The sequence below is a fragment of the Bacillus sp. FJAT-27445 genome, from assembly GCF_001510665.1.
Taxonomy (GTDB): Bacteria; Bacillota; Bacilli; order Bacillales; family Cytobacillaceae; genus Bacillus_D.
Genome location: NZ_LMTI01000003.1, coordinates 322642 through 348194 on the forward strand (window position 1 = coordinate 322642; position 25553 = coordinate 348194).

13 protein-coding genes are annotated in these 25553 nt (G+C 44.4%); 7 read left to right on the forward strand and 6 right to left on the reverse strand.

Annotated features, from left to right (window positions below):
• Positions 1–175 precede the first annotated feature (175 nt).
• Together AR337_RS10100 and AR337_RS10105 are read right to left on the reverse strand one after the other, a co-directional pair.
• Positions 176–3154 carry a DEAD/DEAH box helicase gene (locus AR337_RS10100; RefSeq protein WP_059171888.1) on the reverse strand — a complete coding sequence of 993 codons (2979 nt, stop codon included), beginning with the start codon at positions 3152–3154 and terminating at the stop codon, positions 176–178.
• Positions 3147–4766 (reverse strand): SWIM zinc finger family protein, encoded by a 1620-nt coding sequence (locus AR337_RS10105; protein WP_059171889.1) that lies wholly within the window; start codon positions 4764–4766, stop codon positions 3147–3149. The genes AR337_RS10100 and AR337_RS10105 overlap by 8 nt, the downstream gene beginning before the upstream one ends.
• Positions 4767–5212: 446 nt before the next feature.
• Between AR337_RS10105 and AR337_RS23115 the strand changes: the two genes are divergently transcribed.
• Positions 5213–5377 carry a hypothetical protein gene (locus AR337_RS23115; RefSeq protein WP_156424359.1) on the forward strand — a complete coding sequence of 55 codons (165 nt, stop codon included), beginning with the start codon at positions 5213–5215 and terminating at the stop codon, positions 5375–5377.
• Positions 5378–5449: 72 nt separating this feature from the next.
• Here AR337_RS23115 and AR337_RS10110 read toward each other — a convergent pair whose 3' ends face one another.
• Positions 5450–5935, reverse strand: coding sequence for a sigma-70 family RNA polymerase sigma factor (locus AR337_RS10110; RefSeq protein ID WP_059171890.1), 486 nt, complete (start codon positions 5933–5935; stop codon positions 5450–5452).
• A 409-nt stretch (positions 5936–6344) separates the two neighbouring features.
• On the opposite strand from AR337_RS10110, the gene AR337_RS10115 reads away from it, so the two are divergent.
• The 3 genes from AR337_RS10115 (at position 6345) to AR337_RS10125 (ending at position 9960) form a co-directional block, all read left to right on the forward strand.
• Entirely contained in the window at positions 6345–7001 is a 657-nt protein-coding gene (locus AR337_RS10115) for a 5-bromo-4-chloroindolyl phosphate hydrolysis family protein (protein WP_059171891.1), read from the forward strand.
• Positions 6998–8179, forward strand: a complete 1182-nt coding sequence (locus AR337_RS10120; protein WP_059171892.1) for a toxic anion resistance protein — start codon at positions 6998–7000, stop codon at positions 8177–8179. The genes AR337_RS10115 and AR337_RS10120 overlap by 4 nt, the downstream gene beginning before the upstream one ends.
• Positions 8180–9012: 833 nt before the next feature.
• A complete protein-coding gene (locus AR337_RS10125) occupies positions 9013–9960 on the forward strand; it encodes a CPBP family glutamic-type intramembrane protease (protein WP_059171893.1) in 948 nt (315 codons plus the stop codon).
• Positions 9961–10062: 102 nt separating this feature from the next.
• Here the strand turns inward: AR337_RS10125 and AR337_RS10130 are convergent, their stop codons facing one another.
• The gene (locus tag AR337_RS10130; RefSeq protein WP_059171894.1) at positions 10063–10896 is read right to left on the reverse strand and encodes an STAS domain-containing protein; all 834 of its coding nucleotides are present in this window, start codon (positions 10894–10896) and stop codon (positions 10063–10065) included.
• A 696-nt stretch (positions 10897–11592) separates the two neighbouring features.
• Here AR337_RS10130 and AR337_RS10135 point away from each other — a divergent pair.
• The gene (locus tag AR337_RS10135) at positions 11593–15699 is read left to right on the forward strand and encodes a 5'-nucleotidase C-terminal domain-containing protein (protein ID WP_059171895.1); all 4107 of its coding nucleotides are present in this window, start codon (positions 11593–11595) and stop codon (positions 15697–15699) included.
• A 516-nt stretch (positions 15700–16215) separates the two neighbouring features.
• On the opposite strand, the gene AR337_RS10140 is transcribed toward AR337_RS10135, so the two are convergent.
• Together AR337_RS10140 and AR337_RS10145 are read right to left on the reverse strand one after the other, a co-directional pair.
• Positions 16216–17733 carry an ATP-binding protein gene (locus AR337_RS10140; protein ID WP_059171896.1) on the reverse strand — a complete coding sequence of 506 codons (1518 nt, stop codon included), beginning with the start codon at positions 17731–17733 and terminating at the stop codon, positions 16216–16218.
• A gap of 208 nt (positions 17734–17941) precedes the next feature.
• Positions 17942–19027: a LysM peptidoglycan-binding domain-containing protein gene (locus AR337_RS10145; protein ID WP_059171897.1), complete on the reverse strand. Its 1086-nt coding sequence runs from the start codon at positions 19025–19027 to the stop codon at positions 17942–17944.
• A gap of 717 nt (positions 19028–19744) precedes the next feature.
• On the opposite strand from AR337_RS10145, the gene AR337_RS10150 reads away from it, so the two are divergent.
• Positions 19745–22771: an Ig-like domain-containing protein gene (locus AR337_RS10150; protein WP_059171898.1), complete on the forward strand. Its 3027-nt coding sequence runs from the start codon at positions 19745–19747 to the stop codon at positions 22769–22771.
• Positions 22772–23656: 885 nt separating this feature from the next.
• Positions 23657–25198 carry a bifunctional UDP-sugar hydrolase/5'-nucleotidase gene (locus tag AR337_RS10155; protein ID WP_082686920.1) on the forward strand — a complete coding sequence of 514 codons (1542 nt, stop codon included), beginning with the start codon at positions 23657–23659 and terminating at the stop codon, positions 25196–25198.
• Positions 25199–25553 lie beyond the last annotated feature (355 nt).

Sequence of the window (25553 nt, forward strand, 5' to 3'; positions counted from 1 at the left end):
CGCCGGATTTTTTTGTCAGAATTTTAATGGAGGTTTTATGGTCCCCTAATAAAATCATTACTGACATGTATATATGTTTTTAAAATGTGCATACTTGTTAAAAACCCCCTGTTATATAGGAAAAGGCCGCTGAACTGCCAATTCAGCGGCCTTTTCCCTTTTGCTATGGACCAGCTTATTTCAGGACAATAAGGTCACGTAATTCCTCAGTCGAAAGCTCGGTAATCCAATTTTCGCTTTGGATAATTTGGTCATTGAGGTGTTGTTTTTTCTCGAGCATCACATCAATTTTTTCCTCTAGCGTCCCAGTGCAAATCAGCTTGTGGACATGGACGAAACGCTGCTGCCCAATCCGGTAGGCACGGTCAGTGGCCTGGTTTTCGACGGCGGGATTCCACCAGCGGTCATAGTGGATAACATGATTGGCAGCCGTAAGATTCAGACCGGTACCGCCTGCCTTCAGGCTAAGCAGGAATACAGGGAATGCGCGCTCCTGGAATTGGGCAATCATTTCATCCCGCTTTGTTTTTGGAACACTGCCGTTCAAAAACGGCACATCGATTCCGAACTTCCTTTTTAGCGCTGTTTTGATCATTTCCCCCATCTCAATATACTGGGTAAAAATAAGGCAGCTTTCATCCTGGCCAAGTACGGCGTCAACAAGTTCAACGAGTTTCTCCATTTTGGCGGACCTTGTTATCAAGTCACGGCCGGTGGAGGAAACCCCCCTTAGTTTTTTTCCGGAAGCTGGCACAATAGCAGAGCTTTTCTCAGCTGCTGTACCGTTTTCTCTCTGGCTGGCAGTTCCCTCGTCACCACTCGAAGCTCCAGCAATACGTTCGGACCGTGATTCTTTTAAATACAATGCGGGATGGTCGCAGAGCTGCTTCAGCTTGCTTAAGAGCTGGAGAATGATGCCCTTTCTTTCAAATCCGGTCAGCTTCTCGAGCTGTGTGAACGTATCCTGGACCAACTGTTCATACAGGGAGGCTTGTTCGGCGGTAAGCGGGCAATATTCCTTTTGCTCCTGCTTATCAGGAAGATTGAGCGCTACGTCTTCATCCTTTTTCGTCCGCCTTAACAGGAAAGGACGGATTAAGCCTTGGAGCTCACGGACTTTTTCAGCTTTTTCATCCTTCTCAATCGGGATAACAAAGCGCTTTTGGAACTGTCCCAGGCTTCCGAGATAGCCGTGGTTTGTAAAATCTAAAATCGACCAAAGCTCTGACAAGCGGTTCTCCATCGGGGTCCCGGTCAAGGCAATATGGTGGCGGCCACGCAGCTTTCGGACCGCCCGTGACTGCTTCGTATTTGCGTTTTTAATATTTTGCGCTTCGTCAATTGCAATCGCGCACCACTCAATCCGGTTGAACTCCTCTTCGTCCAGGTGGCTCAGTCCATACGATGTAAGTACGACATCATGGCCGGCTGCCGTTTCGGCGAAGGCTTCACCCTTCAGCCTGTTTGTTCCATAATGCAAATGCACGCGCAGGCTGGGCCCGAATCGCTCAAGCTCCTTTTGCCAGTTGCCAAGCACGGATGTCGGGCAAATTATAAGTGATGGGCCATCCGCTCCTTTTTCAGCGGTTTCTTTTATCGAAAGAAGGTAAGAGATCAGCTGGATCGTTTTACCGAGGCCCATGTCGTCTGCCAGGACCGCGCCGAAGCCAAATTTGCGCAGGAACAGGAGCCAGCTCATACCAAGCTGCTGGTATGGCCGGAGCGCCCCATTCAACCCGGCAGGTACGTTGGCGAGCGGGATTTCCTTAATTTCACCGAGCTGCTTTATCATTTGTTTCCATTGCCGGTTTAGTTCAATCTGGATCTTTGCAAAAGCACGCGGGTTTTCAAGGTCGTCGCCTTCAGGTTCCTCGAGAAGTTCCTGTTCAAGCAGGTCGCGCACATGAAGGCCTTCCTTTTCGGCCTTTTTCATGATTTCCTGCATTTGCCGGATGAACTGTGGGTCGAGTTTGACCCATCGGCCCCGTACAAAGACAAGCCGTCGTTTTTCTTCCACCAATGAATGGAATTCCTCCTCGCTCAAATCAACTCCATTCATAGAGAAACGCCAATTAAAATCAAGCATCGCATTGAGGCCAACAAAGGAAGGGCGGTGGCTCGATGTACCCTTCAGTGATGCTTTAACCCGCAGATTCGCGTTCTTCATTGCCTGCCACCAGCCAGGCAGAAGGATTTCGACACCAAGTGCCAGCAGGATTTCGCTGGACTCAGTCAAAAAAATCCAAGCTTCTTCTTCGGAAAGGGAAGTTTTCATCCTGCCGTATACCCCAAGGGATGGAAGTAGCTCCACCCAGCGTTCCTCTTCGCGAGCGGCCTTTTCCAAAAATGGGCTCCATGAGGAAGGAATTGAAGGTTCGTCAGCCCGGTACAGCTCATCCGGGTTCTTTTTACTCCTTAAAAATGTCTCGAGCAGCCAAAAGCCTTCGCCGTCTTCGGGTTCATCAAGGCGCAGGCCAACCGTGAAAGGGACTCCGCTTTCCTTAATTCCTACCCATTCAAGCCAATTATCCTCATCAAAATACCGAGCAAGAGTAGCCGCCGGGATATTCCTGCTTTCGAGCAGTTCAAGCTTTGGCCCAAACAACTCCCGCATTTCCGTATTTCGGGTCAGATAAGCATCAAGTGCCAGATTGTACAAATCCTCTATAAAATCATAGGCGGTTAGCTCCGTCCCACCCGCAGGGCCCGGTAAGCTTCCATTGGCTACATACTGCTCCCAGAACGAGCTGTCAAACTCGTCACGCACCCTTGCTGGGAGCTGCCAGCGAAACGTTCCTGCTTCCCACGCTTTGAAGTCCGGCAGCCATTCCTTTTCAAGGATGCTTTCATAAAGTATATGTGCCGAAGCGAGGCAGATTTCAGCCGCCTCGTCCCAGTCCCATTCAAAAAAACGGTTGAACGATTCTCGGGCAAAGAGGGTGGCCAGCTGCCATGCATTCAGCTCAAGCACTTCAATCCCGCTTTCCTTCACTGGGTCGAGAAATGCCCCGTAATAGCTCTCCGGATGGCTGCTGAATAACGGATACTTCCACGCATCGGGGGAAAGCCATCCGCCATTTATTCCTTGTGCCGCCAACAGGCATCTTTCATCCTTAATCCTGACAATCAACTTTATTAACGGCTCTTTATACATTAATCAGCTTGCTCCTTTGGCATTCTTCATGGAAAGCGCGCAACCGCCTTGTCCGCTCTAATAGTTCTTCAAAAAACGTTTCCCATTCATCCAGCCGCTTTTGTTTTTTATATAGCGTCCGAAGCTTCTTCAACAGCCGGACCGCATTCCTATAGCCCGGCCGGTTTTTTGTTGCAATCTGTTTTGCGGCAGCCTGGTGCAGCATCGATATCACCGCGTCCGGATTTTCCTTTTCCAGCACCTTCAGCCTCGCTGTTGGAAGGTCTGCGTATTGATAGCCCATGAAAACCTGAAGGTCAGCCCACTTTGAAAAATCGCCCCGCTCGAACAGAAGGCCCCCATATTCATAATAACTATAGGGGAGAGATTGCTGAAGGAGTCGTTCCAGAACGTCGTTGCGGCCCGTCCCTTCAACATAGGGAATGGCGGAGTCGAGCACCTTTTTGACAAATTGGGACCGCCCCTGATACCCGCTGATGAAAGACAGTGTGCTTTTTAAATTCTGGGATAGAAGCTCAATGTACGGGCCGGAACGGTTCCACTCCTTGTGAAAGGACAATTCATCGATCCAGTTCAGGAGGTAGGGGGCCATTTGCTGTTCAGTGAGTCCAGCCAGGAATCCCAGCGCCTTGGAATCTTCCTTCTGAAGGAATTGGATATGTGCGGAAGCAATTTGCAAAGGATGCCGGTTTACCCCTTCTAAAAGGGTGTTTCCGGCTTCGGCAAGCTTAACGGCTTCTGCCTCCAGGCTATCCCTTTTTTTAAATAAGGTCGACCAAAGGCCTAAATAAAGGAATATCCGTTCATATGGCACCAACGAAACGGACGTCAGCAAATCCCGTGCATCATCCTTCAATTTTTCTAGAAAAGGGTCAAACGAAAGCGGCCACGCCCGGCTTGCTAGCTTCCTGGCAATTCGTCCCGCATCTGTTTCCATTTCAGCAAACAAATGCCCATAATACCGCTCGGCAGTATCTTCCGGATGCCCAAACTCCCTGGACAAAATCGCGAGCTCACGGAATGAAAACACAATTCCGGCAAGCTCATAAAGAAGCGCCCATTCCTCGCCGCTCGGTGAACCCGCCCTGACCCGGCGCCAGTACACCCCGAACAGCTCGCCCACAACATACGGATTCAAATGCTTTTTCGATCGCATAATAGAAGTGAAACTCTCAGAAAACGACTCTACCCAAAGCTGATAATCCCGATCCACTACTCCAGTCGCCTTCATGATGGCGCGGGCGCGCTGCATTCCCATTCTAACAGCTTCCTTTTTCTCCCGGACGGGATACCTCCAATCCTCGATCCACTCCGCAACACTGCCTTCCCGCCCATAAGCAGCGAAGAACACTGCGATTTGGTGGCGGCAAAGGCCGCGCGCCGGACATGAACATTCACTCATCTCAATGAACAGCTGTTCAAGCCGTACCCTTACTGGTACCACGTCCTGAACCGCTGCCGTTATTATGTCCTCATCAATCCGGAGCTGTGAAACCAGCCCTTGCCTATACAAAAGCATTCCTTTTTGGATCAGCCGCGCATCCTCCTCGGAATGCGGCGAAAGTATATCCCGGAGCCGCTCCGACACCAATGCCAATCCCTCATTCCGCATCCGAACACCCCCATGTTGTAAAAATGAACCCGGTTCCCGCCCTCCTTTTGGATGGAACGGACCATAAATTTATACGCCCTAACGATTAACCTGGTATATACCTATTTTCCAACGTACCAGGAACCCACTTTGGGCTAAAACCATATTCTTTCATTATACCCAAAATCGGCGCTTCACAGAAACCCCATACTATATTTTTCGGTGAAGAGAGGAAACAGGCCACTATCTCTGCTCGGCGGTTGGGCAGAGATCCTCTGTAAAGGATTTGCCAGTTTCAAAGTTAGAAGGAGCGGGAATAGTAGTTTCACCATCCAAAGAAATTTCTGGTTTCAGGTCGAAATTTGTCACAAAATTACCATGTAAGTAAATACTGGAAGCTGATTTACATTTGACACTTTTTTTAATAGAATGGTGAAAATGAGTGAAAAAGGAGGAGAAATGGCGAAGTGAAAGAGAACAGTAAAAAAGACGGCCAAAGCGTTTTTTTAGAAATAATGAAAAAGGCCTATGAAAAGGGACGAACTGAAACCGAAATGACATCAAAGAAAATGATTGAAGACCTAAAAGTAGATTTGAAAAATATGCCGATTACCCAATCGGATACAATATAAGAAGAAAAAGAGGAGTGCCTAAAAACGGCTACTCCTCTTTTTCATTTTGCCTAGTTTAGGAGAATGATGGAGTTAGGTCAAATGTATGTTATCTTTTAGCCTTTGTTTTGCCTCCTTACGCCAGATTTTGACCGCGGAAATGCTCACATTCTCTTTTTCTGCAATTTCTTTTATGGATAAACAATGTATGCATGTATAAAGAACCCACTTTCTTTGGCTTGGAGTCAGGCAATCGCAATACGAGAGAATTAGCTGCTTGGAGAGGATGTCGCCAATGGAGGATTCGCCGGCCGTTTCCCAGAACTCATCATCAGGGTAAACCATCTTTTCTTCGTGGATTGCAGCCTTGGTCAACTCGGTCATCAATCTTCCCTTAATATATCGATACGCATAGCTTTCAAACTGCCCTTTCCCTGATTCATAGCCATTAGCCGCCTCCCAAAGGGCAACCAAGCCGGTTTGGAAAAATTCCTCCTTGTTTTTATAAATGTGAAGAGATCGGATGATACTGTAAATCATCGGTGTAAACTGGTCTGCAATCTGTTCAAAGCTTTCCACAATTTTTCCCTTTCAGGAAAGCGCGCTTGCCACTGTATTCCCGGGTAAGTCCACCATACATTTCGCTAAATTGTTTGGCGAATCGCGAAAACTTAATTTTCGGCTCGAAAACAGAGCCAAAAGGAGGTTTTCATAGGGGAGTAATGACGTTTTTTATTCAATTAGGGGATGGAAAACGCATTTTTTGCTTATTTTGCAAAAATTGAAACTTTATTTCGACAAGGCTTGACGACTACGTCTTAAGCCTTAGTTCCCATTACATATCAAGGCTGTGGAAACAGATGGATTTTTCGTGTATTGTTAAGGAAACAGAGAATTTTTAGAAAAAAGTTACCTCTCGTGAAACAATTGCAGTGTATTGAACGTACTAACCTGTACAGGATCAATAGAGTCAGGAGTCGATATTGATATGAATCCATTTTTATCGTTTCTATTACGGACTTCCATCGCTGTCCCGACGGCCTTTGTCACCGGACTTGTCAGTGTTTTCGGGTTTGAAGCTGGTTGGGCGCTGTCTGCCGGGATATCCGTTGCCGGGGGGCTCACCGCATACAAAACGGTAGGCATGTATACAAATTCGCAGTTTTTGAAGCAGCACCGGCTGAGCCGGAAGGAATATCGTTATATTAAGCAAAATTTAGAAGAAGGGAAGCGGAAAATCAGCCGCCTTCACAAAGCCCTTTTTTCGATTAAAAATCTTCCGTCCCTGAAGCAGCGGGTTGACTTATTAAGGGTAACGAAGAAGATATACAAATTGACAAAGGATGAACCGAGGCGTTTTTACAAGGCCGAGCGTTTTTATTTTTCCCACCTCGACTCGCTGATTGAGCTAGCTGAAAAATATGCCTTTCTATCCTCCCAGCCGAAGCGGAACGTAGAGCTGGAATTGATGCTTCATGAAACACAGCGTACACTCGACAGTCTGGCTGAGGCAGTCGAACAGGATTTGTACCATATCATTAAGGATGACATCGACACGCTCGATTTTGAAATTGACGTGGCGAAGCAGGCGCTTGAAAATCAAAAAAGCACCAAATTCATTGAAGAAAACAGGAGGTTCAAATGAACGAGAACAATTCAGCTTCCATGAATACGAATCATTTGTTGGATGATATATTGTCGGACCCATTCGGGGCGAAGGAAAACGAAGCAATCACACCGGCTCCTATTGCAGGGGAGGGGAAGCAGGTCCGCTTGATTGATGTACTTCCCGAAGAAAACAAAGCGAGGGCTTTGCAGCTCGCAAGCCAGATTGACCCGAAAAACCACCAGGCGATGATTTCCTACGGGACACAGGCCCAGTCAAAGCTGCTTACCTTTTCGAATACGATGCTTGAGCATGTCCAGAAGAAGGATGTTGGTGAAATCGGGGAAATCATTAACGAGTTGATGAAACGCCTGTCCGATGTGAACCCGGATGAACTGAGCGAGGGGAAAAAATCACTAATTTCCAGGATGTTTGGAAAAATGTCCAACTCCATTCAGGAGGTGCTGTCCAAGTATCAAAAAACCGGAGCCCAGATTGACCGGATATCCGTAAAGCTGGATCGGAGTAAAAATGCTCTCCTAGCCGACATCGCCATGCTTGAAAAGCTCTATGAGTATAATAAGGAATATTTCAATGCGTTGAATGTATATATTGCTGCTGGTGAATTGAAGTATGAGGAGATGCAGCGTGAGGTCATACCTGCAATGAAGAAGGATGCCGAGGCTTCGGGAGACCAGATGAAGTTCCAGGAAGTCAACGACATGCTGCAGTTTGCCGATCGGCTCGATAAGCGGGTCCACGATTTGAAGCTTAGCCGCGAGATGACAATCCAGAGTGCGCCGCAAATCCGGCTGATTCAAAATACGAACCAGGCGCTCGCGGAAAAAATCCAGTCATCCATTATGACCGCCATCCCACTCTGGAAGAACCAGGTCGCCATCGCCCTGACGTTAATCAGGCAGCGCCATGCGGTCGAAGCCCAAAAGCAGGTTTCAAAGACCACAAACGAGCTTTTGCTTAAAAATGCCGAGATGCTGAAGACCAACACAATTGAGACAGCACGTGAAAACGAACGCGGCATTGTCGAAATTGAAACATTAAAGCGCACTCAGGAAAGCCTTGTTTCCACACTCGAGGAAACACTCCGTATCCAGGAAGAAGGTCGCATCAAGCGTCGCCAGGCCGAACATGACCTCGCTCTGATGGAAACCGGCCTGAGGCAGAAATTGCTTGAAATAAAAGAAGACACGAAATAAGTGGAACTGCCGGCGGGCTAGCCGGCAGTTTTTTTGGTTGAAACATCGGTAATGCTTTCCTTGGAGGGGTGAACGCTTACGGATAACTAGTGGGATACTACTATATTGTAAAAGTGCAAATAGTCGGGGCCAGACCCCTACTATTTTTGCGAATGGAGGTAGTCCTATTTTGCTAGTCGCATCCCGATAGTGACTAGTGAATAATGGCTACTAATTGGTTGTGGATCTAGTGGGGGCCAGACCCCTACTAATTTTATCGAATAGGAGATAGCCTTATTTTGCTAGTCATATCCCAATAGTGGCTAGTGATAAATTGCTAAAATTTGTTTATCCGTCTAGTCGGTGTCAGACGCCTACTATATAGATAGCTAAATTCCACTAGTCATTTCACCGCAAAAAAACTGCCCTGGAACCACAGGGCAGCTGAAATGAATTGAATGAGAGAAATTTAACTAAGGAGAATTTTCGACTTTAATTGCAATGGCTTTCTGTTAAAATTGCTCCTGTAGCAAGGAAAACAAAGAATTCATTCAAACGTTTGATTGACTTTTGCACTGTCGAAACTACTGTGTGAATAGCTTTTTAGGAACGGAAAAATGTTAATGCTTGAAGCTTTAACTTATGGTAAAGTAGTGGAAAATAAGATAAGGAGCTACTTATGGAATTCAATAGAAAATGGGTGCTTGGATGCGGGTTGTTTCTCCTTGTTGTGAACGGCCTCGGCTTTATTCTGGCTAGATTGCTGGCTAGCTAGAAGTTGCCCAGGATATGAAATAAAAAGGCCTGAGCAATGATTCAGGCCAAAACAATCTAATTCAGAGCGGGGAGAAAACTTGATTAATGATCTTGTACAGCCGGTTTCGAAACGGCTTTTCGTGTTAATGCTCCTGGTCACAGTCGGATCTGAGGCAGTTCTATATTTATCAAGGTACAGCTATTTTTTCTCGGACTTTTATAATTTAATCATGGTTGCTTCCATCTTTTTGGCCTGGAAGCTGCATCCTAGGTTTGCTCTTTCGCGAAAGAGAGCAGATAGGCAAGAAACTGGAGGCATGCTTTCATGTATGGAAAGCGAACCATATTTCGGTTTTGGGGCAAGTGTTCCAAAGAGGCAGATTGTTTCCCAATTTGCAGTTGTCTTTTTGCTATTTTATTTAGGGGCAATCGTCATTAATTTTTATTCAAATATTCTATACCCGGAATTTAACCAAAGCTATACGGAATATGTAGAGGAGTCCGCTTCCATCATCGAAAGCGGGATGGAAGGGATCACCGGGGAGGACGCGGGCGTTAACCCGGTTTTGGAATGGTTTGATCTTGCCGGTTATGATTTTCTCTCCGATACTCTGGCGGGATTTGAAGAAGTGTACCGCATTTCGTATATGATTCTCTTCCTTTTGCTAGTTAAAAGAATCTTTCCGCAGAAATGGGCGAAATGGCCAGAGGAAGTTTTCCTGATGGCGGCTCTCTTTATAAGCTCGCTTTTGTTCGGAATTGGGCACACTCTTGCGAACCCCCAGCCATTGAGCGTGACGGTCGGAACGATTGCCACTTTTACGGATATGGGGCTCATACTAGGCCTGTTGCTGCTTTGGACCCGAAATCTTTGGCTGTTGATTGCCGTTCATTCCGTGTATGATATCCTGATGACGATTCAATGGTATTATTTTGAATGGGCTGCCCTACTTTTCTCCGGAGTTTTAATACTTGCTTGGGCAATTGAAACGGGCACCCGGAAAAAAGCGGCTTTCCAGGAAACAAGCATAAAGATGGGCGAATAGGCGCGCTGCGAGCCATAGCCAAACAACAAAATCAAACGCCTGCCCCAATTTGGGCAGGCGTTTTACTATTTTCTAAAATGGAGACTGGCATCGCCTCATGATTCATTTTTGGACACCAAAATCGCTTAATGCCTGGCGCATCGTGGCCCGTGTTTTAATCTGGCTAAAATCAAGGCCCAGGCTTACAATTGTCTGTGAAATTTCCGGGCGGATTCCCGTGACCACCGCTTCAACCCCGGTCAGCCTAAGCGCGTTGAATATCTGGAACAACTGGTCGGCAACCATCGTATCAATGACAGGTACTCCGGAAATATCAAAAATGATTTGCCTGGCGTTCAGGCGGGTGCTCTCCGCAAGAGATACATCCATGATTAATCTTGCTCGCCTTGTGTCAATCGATCCAACCAGCGGGACAACCGCGATGCCTTCCACAATTGGAACCACTGGTACGGAAAGCTCTTCAAGCGCGGTATACGCTACATCCATCAGCCTGTTGGTATGAATCTCAAATTCTTCTCCGATGATACTGGATATCCGGTCAAGAAGCGGATCGATGATTTTGGAGACATCAAGCATCGTAATTGCCGCAAATTGCTTTTCCTCAAGTTCGTCGGAAAATACGTCCCAAATCACCGTACGGAAAAACGATATACTGCGCAGCGAATCCGTCAAGGAAACCTGGTAGCGAATAGCAATTTCCGCGGCTTTCTTTCCCCAATTCTCAACCTTGGTAAAGACTGGTTCTCTGTTCCCTGTTAATGCTTCACCGAAATAAGAAATTAATTCCGCGCAAAAACCCATCTTTCTCTCTAGGGTAATTTCATGGCTAGGCAGTCGGAATGTATCATTTTTGTCCAGGATATCCGTGACATTCTTGGCAATCAAATGATCATTTTCGATAATCTTCTCGCCAATATACCGCAATTCATCCTTCATATACACAATCCCCTTTTTCATACTCTATAAGTTATCATATAGTATTTTCACCCATAGAGGCAAAATAATGGGTGTTCTCGAAGATTTTTTCAAAAGCGAAGCAGGGGGTTTTTTAAGCAATTAAAAAAGGCGGCGGGATTCCACTGCCTTCATTCATCCTTATAGTTGGAGATCCGTTCTATCACTTGTAACGGTTGCTGAGCACCTTCAATAAAAATTGCTTCTCTTCCGCAGATAGCATCCTCCAGCTTTTCACTTGAATTTTCATCAAAGTTCACTCCCGTCTTGTTCATTTATTCATATTTCGGCAAACACCAACTTTCTGCCAACACCTTCACTATACTTTCTCCTCCATGGAAACTGAATAGAGAATCGTTCAACAAATAATGACGGGAAAAAGCGTTTTCAGGCAGCATCTTACCAATACTGAGTGGCCAATAGGAAAATGGAGGGAGAAGAGGCAAGGAATTTGCGGAATTTAGTCGACAAAAAATTGGAATATTTACAATAATTATGAACTTTGCCCTATAGGCGTATTACTATTAGTAGGCTAAAATGGGACGTGGAATTGAGTAAATCAGTATCCGGGAGGGGATAAGTGTTACCTTTACCATATTTGTCCGGCGGTATGCAATCTCTATTCCAGCAAGGGCATAGAAGACAAAATAATTTGGTATAAAAAGGAGGCAACACGATTTGAAAGCATTAAAAAGGCAACTGTTCATTTTAACAACCATTTTAACCATGCTGGCTGGCACGGTTTTTCCGTATGCTGGCAAAGCAGGCGCTGAAGAAAACTATATAACAGTCGCTCAGGCGATTGCGAATAACAAGGGGACAGCAACAGTTAAGGGGTATATTGTTGCATTCACCAAGGGAACGAAAAGCTACGATTTTGATGCTCCATTTGATGGGGATACCAATATTGCGATTGCTGACTCCGCAACTGAAAGGGACCCGGCTAAAATTTTGCCGGTACAGCTTCCTTCCGGAGATTTCCGGACAAAGTTTAATTTGAAGTCCAATCCTATCAACCAAGGTAAGGAAATCCTTGTCACAGGCTCACTGGAAGCGTATTTCACCGTTCCGGGCCTGAAATCTCCAACTGCGATGAGCTTCGTTGGAGAAACCGGACCTGATCCGGAACCATCTCCGGAAGGGCTGAAGATTCACCAAATTCAAGGAAGCTCACATGAATCACCATATAAAGACCAAAACGTAAAAGGCGTACGGGGAATTGTTACGTATGTAGTGGATGCAAGCAATTTTTATATGCAATCCGTAACACCCGATACCGATCCGAATACTTCCGAAGGCATTCTGGTTTATAAACCAACCCATAATGTAAAAGTTGGCGATCTCGTATCCGTTGATGGGCTGGTAAAGGAATGGGTGCTCGACGGCTATTCTGATAAACTGCAAACAGACCTGGCAATGACAGAGCTAAATGCCGCAGGTACAGGGGCTTCCGTATCAGTTATTAGCAAGAACCAGCCACTTCCGGCAGCACTAGTAATCGGAAAAGACATCTTCCCTCCGTCGGAAGTTATCGATAATGACAAGTTCGGGACTTTCGACCCGGATGAGGACGGAATCGACTTTTATGAAAGCATTGAAGGAATGCGTGTCGCAATTGAAAATCCAACTGCAACCGCTCCGCAGAAGTATGGAGAAATCCCTGTCATTGCCGGTAAGGTGGAAGGTAAGCCTTACACGATTGCAGGCGGGACAATTTTAACAAAGGACAATGCGAACCCTGAACGGATGCACATCCTGATGGGGGACAAGGACTACGTGAACAAGACTGGTGACAGCTTTAACGGCACCGTTACCGGGGTTGTCAGCTACGGATTCCAAAATTACAAACTTCTGACGGATAAGGCAAGCCTGCCTCAGTTAGTCGAAGGCAATTTAACACGCGAAACAACGACCATTAAAAAAGAAGCGGACAAGCTTACAGTAGCTACTTATAATATGGAAAACTACCGCGCTTCTGAAGTTGATAAAACAAAGAAGATTGCTGAATCAATTGTGAAAAACCTGAACTCGCCTGATATCCTCGGCCTTGTCGAGGTCCAGGACAACAATGGTTCAACGAATGATGGAACCACTGATGCGTCGAAAAACTATCAAGCTCTAATTGATGCGATAAAAACAGCCGGGGGTCCAGCCTACCAGTGGACCGATATCGCGCCTGAAAACCTGAAGGATGGCGGCGAACCGGGTGGGAACATCCGTGTCGGCTACCTCTACAATCCAGAGAGGGTCCAGCTGGCAACAGGTGCTCCTAAAGGAACAGCGAGCCAGGCTGTAAAATATGAAAATGGCTCACTTACCCTTAATCCTGGCCGTATTGAACCGACAAATTCAGCTTTCAATTCAAGCCGAAAGCCGCTTGCAGCCGAGTTCGTCTTTAACGGCGAAGAAGTGATTGTCATTGCTAACCACTTCAACTCCAAGGGCGGGGACCAGCCGATTTTCGGAAAAAATCAGCCGCCGGTACTTGGCAGTGAGGCACAGCGCCTTGAAATTGCGAGAATCGTCAACAACTTCGTTTCCGATGTCCAAACAAAAAATCCGGAAGCGAATGTGGTTGTCCTTGGCGACCTGAATGATTTTGAATTCTCCAAGCCGCTTGAAGTTTTGAAAGGCGATGACCTTACCAATCTGATTGAAAGCGTACCGCAGCCAGAACGCTATACGTACAACTATCAGGGCAATGCCCAGGTACTCGACCATATGCTCGTTTGCAACCGTTTGGCAGGCTCTGCTGTACTGGATATCGTTCATTTGAACTCAGACTTTTCAGCGGCACAGGGACGAGTCAGCGACCACGACCCGCTTATGGCTCAAATTGACCTGACTCCGGCACCTGCAGGCCCTAAACCACTTGATCTTACTATCATGCACGTGAACGACAGCCACGCGCATGTCGAGCAGTATCCGAAGCTTGTGACTGCAGTCAATGAAATCCGCAGCCAGGCAAAGAATAACCTGCTTCTCGATGCGGGCGATGTGTTCTCCGGAACGCTGTACTTCAAGCAATATCAAGGACTTGCAGACCTTGAATTTATGAATCTGCTAAGCTATGATGCAATGACATTCGGAAACCATGAATTTGATAAAACATCTGAAACTCTGGCAAATTTTATATCTAAGGCGAACTTCCCGATTGTAAGCGCAAACGTTGATGTCAGCAAAGACGCTGTGCTTGGTAAGCTTTTTGAAAATACAATTACTGCAAATGCTGAAGGCGGTAAAGTTTATCCGGCCATCATCAAGGAAATCGACGGTGAAAAGGTTGGAATCTTCGGCCTGACAACGACCGATACGACATACCTTGCCAATCCGGCCGATGAGATTGTTTTCAATGATGCAATCGGAAAAGCGAAAGCGACAGTCGCTGCCCTGAAGGAGCAAGGGGTCAATAAAATCATTGCCCTTTCCCACCATGGCTATGTGCCTGACCAGGATCTCGCTGCGAAAGTGGATGGCATCGACGTTATCGTTGGCGGCCACTCTCATACAAAACTGGACAAGCCTATCCTCGTGCAAAAAGAAGAGCCAACGCTGATTGTCCAGGCGAACGAATACCTGAATTATCTCGGCAAGCTTGACGTTTCTTTTGACGAGAACGGAGTCATTACAGCTCATAACGGCATCCTGCTCGAACTGAAAAATTACGCGGCAGACCCTGCGGCTGCAGCACGCGTTGCAGAGCTTAGAGCTCCGCTTGACGAGTTAAGGAAACAGGTAGTTGGACACACAACTGTTCCATTAAACGGTGTCCGTGATGATGTCCGTTCAAAGGAAACAAACCTCGGCAACATGATTGCTGACGCGATGGCTGCTAAGGCGAATGAGTCGCTGCCAACAACGATTGCCATTCAAAACGGCGGTGGAATCCGCGCTTCCATTGACGTAGGCGATATCACCCTGGGAGAAATTCTTGAAGTAATGCCATTTGAGAACCAACTGGTTACCCTAGAACTAACAGGCGCGGAAATCTGGGCTGCGCTCGAAAATGGCGTTTCACAGGTAGAAACGAAGCAGGGCAAGTTCCCACAGGTTTCAGGACTCCGCTTCCAGTACGACCCTGCTAAGCCGGCATACGACCGTGTTTGGAGTGTAGAAGTGAAGAATGGCGACAAATACGAAGCCATTGATCTTGGCAAAACATACCGCGTCGCAACAAATGCATTCGTTGCCGATGGCGGAGACGGCTACACATCCTTTAAGAAAGCCAAGGATGAAGGCCGTATCAATGAATTGTTCGTCGTCGATTTCGAAGTCCTAGCTTCCTATATCGAAAAGAACAGCCCAATTTCACCAACAGTCGAAGGGCGGATTATTGCTGGGGAAGAGCCGCCGGCAATCGTGGCCGGCTGGGTTGAGGAAAACGGCCAATGGTTCTACTATGACGAGGCAGGCAAAAAGGTTACGGGATGGCTAGAGCTTGATGGCAAGAAATACTATCTCGATCCAGCATCAGATGGTGCCCGAACAACAGGATGGAAAACCATTGAAGGTTCCAAATATTACTTCAATGAAGATGGCGTCATGCAGGTCGGGCCAGTCACAATTAACGGCAAGACTTACCTCTTTAACGAGGAAGGCGTCCAGCAGACTGACAAGTGGTCGGAGTATGACGGCTGGTGGTACCACCTAGACAAGGATGGCGTCGTTAAGAAAAAGCAGAAAAATGCTCCTCCTGGACAGATTGGCAACACGCCTGGACAGGGTGGAAGCAATCCTCCTGGACAGTCCGGGGAAACCCCTGGACAGGGCAAAAAATCAGCTTAATTAACAAAGCACCCGGCGGCCAATTTTGGCACCGGGTGCTTTTAAATGTTTATGTCAAACTTTTTTAAAAAAATAAGGGGTACAACCGTATCCCCTTTAAAACTTAAGTTTGGACGATCGATAGCTAATCGCCCGCAAAATGAACAACTTTTCCTGTAAGGTTAATCTGCTCCAATTCCCAGCCTTGATTTTCATCCTCTCAACTCCCCTTATTTATAGGCGATGAGCCTCCAAAATTTGAAGATTCCACCTGGTTTAGCGCTTCATTTACTTAATCTTCCTTTACCGCGATTCTTTTAGGGCTAAACGAAGATTCGTCCAGCAAATTCGGAGTAAATTGGACAGGCTTTTACCTGTTTCAATCCACCAAAATGCAAGGCTTGCCGAATGAGTGAGGAGAAACGTGAAGGGTGGCGAAAAGAATTTAAAGAAAGAACGGGGATTAGCCAGCGGGGTAATCTCAAAGATGGTGTTAAAGAATACAAAAATGAAAAAGAGGCCTCGCGAAGCCTCAGTTTAGTTTTTATATGGGAATGTAATAATAAATGCGGTTCCTCTATTAGGGCCATCACTTTCAACATTTATACGGCCTTTGTGATCCTGAATGATTTTATAGCTAACCATCAGGCCCAGCCCGTTTCCGGAAGCTTTAGTGGTGAAGAAGGGCTCACCCAGCTTTTTCAACTGCTCTTCTGTCATGCCGATTCCTGTATCCTCAATTTTGACAGAAACCTCTTTGTCCCGCTCTTCAATTGAAATGGTTACAATGCCTCCGTTTGGAATCGATTCAATCGCATTTTTTAGGATATTAAGGAAAACCTGTTTCAGTTGATTCTTCTCACCGGAAATAAAAATCTCTTCCTTAGGGAAGTAGGTAATGAGGATAACATTCCTAAGCAAGGCTTCAGGTTCCAGGAATCTTGCAGCACTTTGCAAAATTGAAGCAAGATTGCACTTGGAAAAATCAGCTTGATGCGGCCTGGCGAAAATCATAAACTCGCTGACAATTGAATTGATTCTATCAATCTCATCCAGGATTGTTTTCGTGAAAACGGTTTCATTTGTTGTCTCGGTAAGAAGCTGAACAAAACCTTTTATCGTGGTCAGCGGATTACGGATTTCATGGGCAAAGCCTGCGGCAAGCTCGCCTACCATTGAAAGCTTTTCGGCTTTTTGCAGTGTTTCTTCTGTCCGCTTTTTCTCAGTAATATCGTATTGGATGGAGATGTGCTTATATTTTTCTCCTTTATTATCAATGAAAGGAACCATCGTGGTATCGACCCAGTACGTTGTGCCATCCTTCGCCTTGTTCAGGATTTCACCATTCCAGACCTTTCCGCGGCCAATATCCTCCCAAACTTCTTCAAAGTACTCCTTTGGATGGTACCCAGAGAAGAGTATAGCAGCTGTACTGCCAATCAATTCTTCCTTTGTATATTTTGAAACCTCGCAAAACTTTCTGTTCACATAAATGAATCTATCATTCTCATCCATTACTGCAAATATAGTCGCTTCATTCAAAGCCATCTTAAGCTCCGCAAGTTCATTAAGGGTAACCTTTAAGCCCTCCGCGGATTCATCAAGGGCGTATCTCGTCGTCGAAAGAATGTCGTTATAATGGGTAACGACGGAAGAAAGTACTGCGTGATAAAGGGGGTCGAGAATTTTAATGCTTTCAAATAGATCCCTGCTTGTAATGGAACCTGCTGCAATTTCTTTTTCAATAAGTTCGAATATCGCTGTTTTTGTTTCATTTAAAAGGCCAATGCTCGTATCAAGCGAGCCGCTTACGCCTACCGACTTTCTACCCAATAAATTTGCGAAGGAAAAAAGATCTTCCTTATAGGAAGGGCTCTGGTCCGCAAGATACTCCCCCAGCAGATAAAATAGGTATCCTTTCATATAGCGGGGGTTATCAAGCCGGCTATAGAGGTCGCTGTATTTATTTGCGTTACGGGGCAAGTCCAAGTTATCAGCCACTTCACCGCTAAGCTCTTTAACTTTCCAGCCTAAATACTTCATTTGACTGTTCATGACTCTCCTCCGATAAAATGGCATTTTAAACCAACTGAAAGTCCCGCAAACAATATAGAAATAGTCAGTATATCCTATTGATAGTATAATTTTTCCAAGCTATTTTGTAAACTTGGATGGAGAAAAAACAAGAGGTTTCCCAACATAAGAAAAAAGACACCCTTGGGTGCCTGTTCGAATAACTTAATGATATAAAAAAATTCCTAGTTTAATAGAACCGCTTGAAACTCTCAAAGCGTAAATTGTAATATGGGTCATCAAGGCTTGTAATCGTCACACCTTTAACTGCATCGGCATGGAGGAAGAGGTTGTCCCCCAGGTAGATGCCCATATGCGAGATTCCTTTTTTGTATGTATTTTCAAAGAATACAAGATCTCCGGCAACTGGTTTATCAATTTCATAGGACCGGTTGTAATACCCTTCTGCCGAGTGTCGGACAAGCTGGTTACCCGCCTGGTTATATACATAATAAATGAATCCGCTGCAATCAAACCCTTCAATGGTTGATCCGCCCCATACATAGGGAGTACCGACCAGGCTTTTTCCGAAGGTAATAACCGCTGCCGTTAAGCTCTTATCCCCATCTAAAGGGGTGGCGGGCTGGGCAGTTTCAACGGTAGCCGGGACCTTCAGCACCTGGCCGACCCGAATCATATCCGAAGCCAGACCATTCATTCCCTTTAAATCCTCCACTGTGGTTCTAAAGTTCAGACTGATTTTACCGAGTGTATCTCCGCTTACAACAACATAAACTCCAAGGCTCTCCGGGATGGTTTGTGAAGGAGGTTCAGGTTTGTTTGTCTGTGGCGGCGGAGCCGTGGCTTTATCTTGGTCGGCTGGCTTTGTCGGTGTTGGCGGCTTTACCGCAACCGTGGAAGCAGCCTCAAGTTTTAGAACCTGGCCAATATAGATTATATCGCCTTTTAGGTTGTTTAATGATTTCAAGTTTCCGATTGTAATGCCTGTTTTAACTGAAATAGCACTTAATGAGTCGCCCTTTACGACTATATAGGTCTTTGCCTTCGCCGATGTGGCTTTTCCAGCTTGGCTTAATTCGGCAGGTGCTTTTACTGCCGGGCCTGGCAAAAAAAGTTTTTGGTCAAGGAAGATTCGGTCGGAGGTCAATTTATTTATTGTTTTAATATCAGCCACGCTTGATTTCGCTTTTGCGGCGATTCCGGAAAGCGTATCGCCTTTCTTTACTGTGTATAGTTCAGATGCGGAGGCGCTTGAGGAATAGGCCATTGAAAGAATGGCAACTGTCGCAAAAGTGGCTGCTGCTTTTTTCTTCATCACTTAACCTCCAAAGAGTGTCCTAGTACAGAATATTTTACCATACGAAACAATAATTCAAACCATTTTTTAAAAAAATGTCGATTTTTGGGGCACTTTCCAAGCGAAAGAGATACTTAAGATAAATCCGGTGTTACTTTTTATATGAAACTGTTACCTGTTATCCAGTAAAAAGGGGCTAGTTACTTCTTATATCAATGTCTAGTAGGTAATTAGAATCAGTTTGCCTCGACCGAAGCAAAGGACCTAAACGATGAAGTCATCGGTGATGATCCGAGACTAACTCTGAAACTTGAAGATTATAAAAGGATGTCACATTAAATTCCATAGCCTGGACTTCTTGAATTTGGATGAAACTTCGGAATTTTACAAATTGAAAATAAATTATGTCCAAATTTTGAATGAAATCTTCCTATATATGAATGTTTTTCCAGTAAACCCAGGTATTTCAATGGTTCTTTCGCCAAATATATACATAAAAAAGTAGAAATCTCCACAAATATGTATTATTATAGAAATTGTGAAAGTACTTGGCAGGTTACGCAATACCTGGCTTTTTTCACAGGATTACTAAGGTGCAGGTAGGATATTCATATATTAGTTGATATTTCCAGCCCGCTTTAGTATAATTGTCGTTAAGTTTGTTAGGCGATAGTTCTAGCCTTTCAGGCGGAAACTGTCGTACTACTAAAATACCGAAAGGGGAAAACCAGACTTATGAAGAAAAAAGCTATCAAAATAGCTGCTGCTTCTGCAGTTGCCGCTTCTGCATTCGTTGCTTACGCACCAGCACAAGCTGATGCAGCAACCAACGTTGCCACAGAAGTAAGTAAAGCCGTAACCCAAATTAAGAAAGCTTACCACACATACAGTGATGTAACAGCCACTGGCAAATTCGCTGACCTTGCAGACGTATACAAAGAGTATAACGCTGCTAAAATTGCTTACAACAATGCGAAAGCGATTGTTAACAAAGCAGGCGGAGCTCAAAAAGAAGGATATCTTGCACAATTGGATGTCAACTACAATGACTACATCGCTAAGCGCGTTGTTACATACATCGACGCTTACAACTACGCTACAGCTCTTGACGCTAAGAGGGAAGCTCTTGCTAAAGCCCTTACTGACAAGGACTGGAACGGCGCAGAAAAGCTTTACCATGAAATCTCTTATGAGTTGAAGACACGTACAGTGATCCTTCACCGTGTTTACGGCGAGTCCACTCGTGAACTTCTTATCAAAGCATTCAAAAACGAAGCACAAGCACTTCGCGACAGCCTTGCTGAAGAAGTAACAGTAAAAATGTACTCCGATGTAGCGACTAAGAAAGTTGCTGAAAAGGACATTGAAGGCGCGAAAGCAGCACTCGCTAAAGTTGATGAGTTCCTTCCAAAAGTCGACAAGGATAGCGAATTTGGTAAATATTTGATTGCTACTGCCGCTCAGGTTAAAACTGCATACGATGCACTTATTACTCCTAAAGTAGATGGCATCAGCGCAACTAACCTGAAAGAAGTAACTGTTAACTTCAACAGCCCAGTTTCAAAAGCAGATGTAAAAACTTCTGACTTTACTGTTAAAAACAACACTGTTGCATTGGTTAAGCTGTCTGCAGATAACAAATCTGCTACTTTGACTCTTGGAACTGCAGTTGCCCAGCAAGGCGAAGTGGAAGTCACTACTAAGACATCCCTAAAGTTTGAAAACGGCAAGACTCTTGCTGAAGCAGTTGTAAGCAAGATTAATGTAATGGATGTTACTATCCCAGTTGCTGAGTCTATCGCTTTGACTGGACCAAATTCTTTCACTGTTAAATTCAGCGAGCCTGTTCAGGCAACAAACAATGCTGAAGTATTAATCAACAATGGAGTATACGGCGTTACAAGCAAAGTGCTTTCTGCAGACGGACGTACTCTAACAGTTACTTTGGGCGCATCTAGCCTTCCTGAAGGAACATACCAAGTTAAAGTAAGCGGCTATGCTGATTTTGCTAACTTTGCAGCTATGAGCAAAACATTTGATCTTGAATACAAGAAAGATGTTGCTGCTCCTAATGTGAAACTAGTATCTGCTTCTCAAAGTGAAGTAGTTGTAGAATTTGACAAGGCTGTAACTCAAAAAGGTGGAGCAGCGTTAACAAAAGACTTCTTCTACCACACTTATTCTGCTTGGAAGCCAGTTGCTGTTGAAACAACTGACAACAAGAAGTTTACATTGAAATTCATGGATAATGATGATAAAACTCAAGACTTCATTCTTCCTGAAGGCAATGTGACAGTTACTGTTCTGAAAAATGTTGGAGATTTCACTGTAGTTGACCAGTGGGGCAATGCTATGGCAGAAGATGCTAAACTATCTGCAACAATTGCTGCAGATAAAGTTGCGCCTACTGTTACTAAAGTTGAAGCTACAGCAGAAAATAAAGTAGTAGTTACATTCTCTGAGAAAATCGATGCATCTACTGCGAAATTTGCGATTAAAGATTCTGCTGGAAAAGCTATCACTCCAGCAATCACAGACGTTGCATTTGATAACGAGAAATTGACTGCAACACTAACTCTAGGCGCTAAATTGGCTGGCGGAACTTACACAATCGAAGTTAAAGATGCTGTTGATACTTCCCTATCTAAGAACAAAATGACAGCTATTACTGTTCCATTCACTGTTTCTGACAAAACACCAATCGATCTAACTAAGGTTGATGCTAAAGTTGTTACAAACGATGCAGCTAAAGAACAGTATATCTATGTAACTTTCAATGAAGCTGTTGCTACATCTGGTGCTTATTCTGCACTAAGCAAAGATAACTACCTGGTCAACGGAACTGCACTTGCAGCTGCTGATAAAGTAGAATTGTTTGGTACTGATAATAAGCGTGTACGTATTACTGTTAAGTACCGTGGAGAAACTCCAGCTGCAGTTGTAGATGCAGCAGTTGATTCAAAGAATGATCTTACGATTGGACGTATTGCAGATGCTGCAGGAAATATTAACGCAGCCCTTGCAACTAATTTCACAATCACAAATGATACTGCACCGACTACTTTCACTGCGAAAGCTGTTGGACTAAATAAACTTGAGCTTGTATTTGGCGCTGAACTTAAGACTGTAACAGCAGATGGTATCTTGGTTGATGGAAGCGATACTGACACGACTAGAACATCTGTAGCTGCTGTTGACAAAGTTGAAGTTAAAGACGGCCAAACATATGTAACTGTTACGGTAAAAGCAGGAGAAAACCTTGCTAATAAGTCTGCTGGCGAGCTAGCAAAAATGTCTGTAGGAGTTGTTGCTAACAAGCTTGAAACAATTACTGGTCAAAAGTTAGATAGTATGGAAGTAACAGCTGGTAATGTGAAAGATGGCATAGCACCTGAGCTTGCATCTGTTGATCCAGTAACTGTTAAGCGTACAGCTGATACTGAAGCGGTAATTACTGTTTCATTTGACGAAGCCTTAGCTACTGTAGGTGACTTGGAGGCAACTGATTTTGTAGTCACAGATGCCAACGGTAAAGTTTATGTAGCAGGAGTAGACTATACTGTTGATAACAGCAAAGATGCTTCTAAAGTAGAAATTAAACTTACACTTACAAAAGCAAACCTTGATAAGTTAGCTGGAACTAAGTTTACTGTGGCTACTAAAGCTACTGTTACTTACCTACAAGATGGTTCTAAAAACAAAGTGAAAGCTTTTGAAGCAAAAGCTACAAAAACTGCACTTTCTGCTACTGTTGAACAATAATAAACGAAACGTTACTTTATAAGCTAGCTTGCTAGTGAAAAAAGTCAAGTGCAGCCCCATGTTGATACTATTGAAACATGGGGCTCTCTTGAACTGTTATTTCCCATTGACAGGTGAAAATCCTGTCCTTGTTGAATAGTCATTAACAATTGCCTAATCCTCCTGCATCCAGTGCGGTTCTAACAGACCAAAGGGGTGAAGTCAGGTGAAGTCGTACTCATAGGAATGAGGCGGGGCTCCTTAAAAGATGGCTATGGCTAGGAGACGAATCCATGTTTAGGCAGGGTGAGGTAGAGGGTGCCAAGAATTGCTAACAGTTTGGTATCTTTCCATCGATCCGGAATGGTTGATTGGAGATCAGAAAAATTGACTATTAAACTGATCTTTCTCATTTCTGAATAGTGGAGGCCTAAGGTCATCAAAAGTAGGGAAGGAAATAATGGAACGTTTGAAGTTTTGCTAAAAGAGGTGTGTTAGCACCAAGGACGTTAGCAAAATGGCGGCGCACTTGTAGTAGTGTTGATCATCTGCCGTTTGGATTTCCATGGCAACATGGGAAGAGGGTAAAACAGGTGGGAGCGAAGAAGTGCAGTCAGTGATAATTCTATTTTACGACTTATTTCCCCAAAAATATGTCGTTACCAAAACCAAAACCAATCACGTTTATTTGTGATTGGTTTTTGTAATTTTGTAAAATGCATACCTAATATTTTACAAAATTACAAAAAAATATAGGGAAATAGGGGGGATTTATGTTAAAATGATGTTGGGGAAATAAGATTTGTAGAATTTGATCACTGACGGAACGCCGTATGCGCTGAAAGGCGCCCGTACGGTGTAGGTCCAGTGTGAGCTGGAAATAGCAGCAGTTATTCACTATCAATCATGCATACAAATGACACACATGCCAATTTGGACAATATCGGTAGAAAAACTACCGCTATTAAAGAATTCCGCGCAAAAAATCCTAACTCATTATTACTAGATGCTGGAGACGTTTTCTCTGGAACACTTTATTTTAATGAATATAAGGGATTAGCTGACTTGGAATTTATGAACTGGCTTGGCTATGATGCGATGACTTTCGGTAACCATGAATTTGATTTAGGGACTGAAGCTCTAGCGAATTTTGTAAAAGAAGCAGAATTCCCATTTGTTTCAACCAACGTAGACTTCTCAGCTGATGCTAATTTGAAAGCGTTTTACCATAAAAATGTTGAAGTAACTAGTACACCGGCAGATGGTAATATCTACAACGCTATAATTAAGGTAGTTAATGGAGAAAAAATTGGGATTTTCGGCTTAACAACAGCTGAAACTGTTAGTATATCAAGTCCTGGAAACGATGTTGCTTTCCAAAACTATATCCAGGAAGCCCAAAAATCCGTTGATGCTTTGAAAGCTCAAGGTGTTAATAAGATTATAGCTTTAACCCATATCGGCTATAACGATGGCGGTGGAGATAACGATCTTTTACTGGCTAAGGCTGTTGAAGGCATCGACATTATCGTGGGTGGACATTCCCATAGCCTTCTCTTAGAGCCAGTCATTGATACAACTGGTGAAGAGCCAACAGTAATTGTCCAGGCGAATGAGTATAACAAGTACCTAGGAACACTTGATGTTCAGTTTGATTCCTATGGAAAAGTCATTGGCCACGCTCGTAACTTGATTCAAATTGATGGAAAAACAAGTACAGCACCAGATGCACCATATGTTTTTCAATCGGATGCAGAAGCGGTAACAAAACTTGCTCCGTACAAAGCACAGGTCGACGAAAAGCAAGCTACGATTGTTGGAAAATCATCCGTTCAATTGGTTGGCGGAAATCCGGCTGCAAGGACAGGGGAAACAAATCTCGGTAACCTTATTGCAGATGGGATGCTGGCAAAAGCGAAGACAATAAACCCTGATACTGTAATAGCGCTTCAAAATGGTGGAGGGGTTAGAGATACCCTTGCTGCGGGAGATATTACATTAGCGGATATCTTTAAAGTCCTGCCATTTGGTAACGCACTCGGGATTATGACCCTAAAGGGAAGCGAAATTAAGGCTGCACTTGAGCATGGTGTAAAGGATGCACCTACTGCGTCTGGAGGATTTTTACAAGTTTCAGGCCTTAAATTCACTTATGACACTTCAAAGCCTTTAAACGAAAAAGTATTGACTGTTCAAGTCCAGGACAAAAATGGTAACTATAGCCAACTTGATTTGCAAAAAGACTATGTCGTGGCGACAAATATTTTCACCGCTAAAGGTGGAGATGGTTTTGTTGTATTCAAGAAAGCATATGATGAAGGCCGCGTAAGTGAGCCCGGATTTGTTGATTGGGAAATTTTAAGAGACTATATTGAAGCGCAGCCTAACAAAACAGTAAATCCTTCCGTTGAAGGACGTATTGTAAAAGTAACAACACCGGCTCAATAATAGGTTTTAGATTTTTCATTGAACTACCAAACAAGATAACCAATCATAAATTTTTCAAGAGGCTGTCCTCAAAAGTCATATATCGTGGCTTTTGGGCAGCCTCTTTTTTTCTTATTTGTGATTGGGAGACAAAATGACAAACTTAATAAGTATTTAGTTTGAGAAGGATGACTAGCTAGGTCACTTACTATCAAGATAAAACTAAAAGGGGCTTCTCATTTAACAAAAGTAAAGTTATCATCCTCACAACGCATGTTATCCCGCTGCAATGGTAATGCCCACTAAATGGAAATGTTTACAATTAGTATAGTAACTGGCTTTAATAACCAAACATAAACATAATGTAGTATAATAG

What these genes read in the sequence shown, in the direction of transcription:
- AR337_RS10100 (WP_059171888.1), bottom strand. Translation starts at nt 3,154, where the DNA reads ATGTATAAAGAGCCGTTAATAAAGTTGATTGTCAGGATTAAGGATGAA.
- AR337_RS10105 (WP_059171889.1), bottom strand. Translation starts at nt 4,766, where the DNA reads ATGCGGAATGAGGGATTGGCATTGGTGTCGGAGCGGCTCCGGGATATA.
- AR337_RS10115 (WP_059171891.1), top strand. Translation starts at nt 6,345, where the DNA reads ATGAATCCATTTTTATCGTTTCTATTACGGACTTCCATCGCTGTCCCG.
- AR337_RS10120 (WP_059171892.1), top strand. Translation starts at nt 6,998, where the DNA reads ATGAACGAGAACAATTCAGCTTCCATGAATACGAATCATTTGTTGGAT.
- AR337_RS10130 (WP_059171894.1), bottom strand. Translation starts at nt 10,896, where the DNA reads ATGAAGGATGAATTGCGGTATATTGGCGAGAAGATTATCGAAAATGAT.
- AR337_RS10140 (WP_059171896.1), bottom strand. Translation starts at nt 17,733, where the DNA reads ATGAACAGTCAAATGAAGTATTTAGGCTGGAAAGTTAAAGAGCTTAGC.
- AR337_RS10145 (WP_059171897.1), bottom strand. Translation starts at nt 19,027, where the DNA reads ATGAAGAAAAAAGCAGCAGCCACTTTTGCGACAGTTGCCATTCTTTCA.
- AR337_RS10150 (WP_059171898.1), top strand. Translation starts at nt 19,745, where the DNA reads ATGAAGAAAAAAGCTATCAAAATAGCTGCTGCTTCTGCAGTTGCCGCT.
- AR337_RS10155 (WP_082686920.1), top strand. Translation starts at nt 23,657, where the DNA reads ATGCATACAAATGACACACATGCCAATTTGGACAATATCGGTAGAAAA.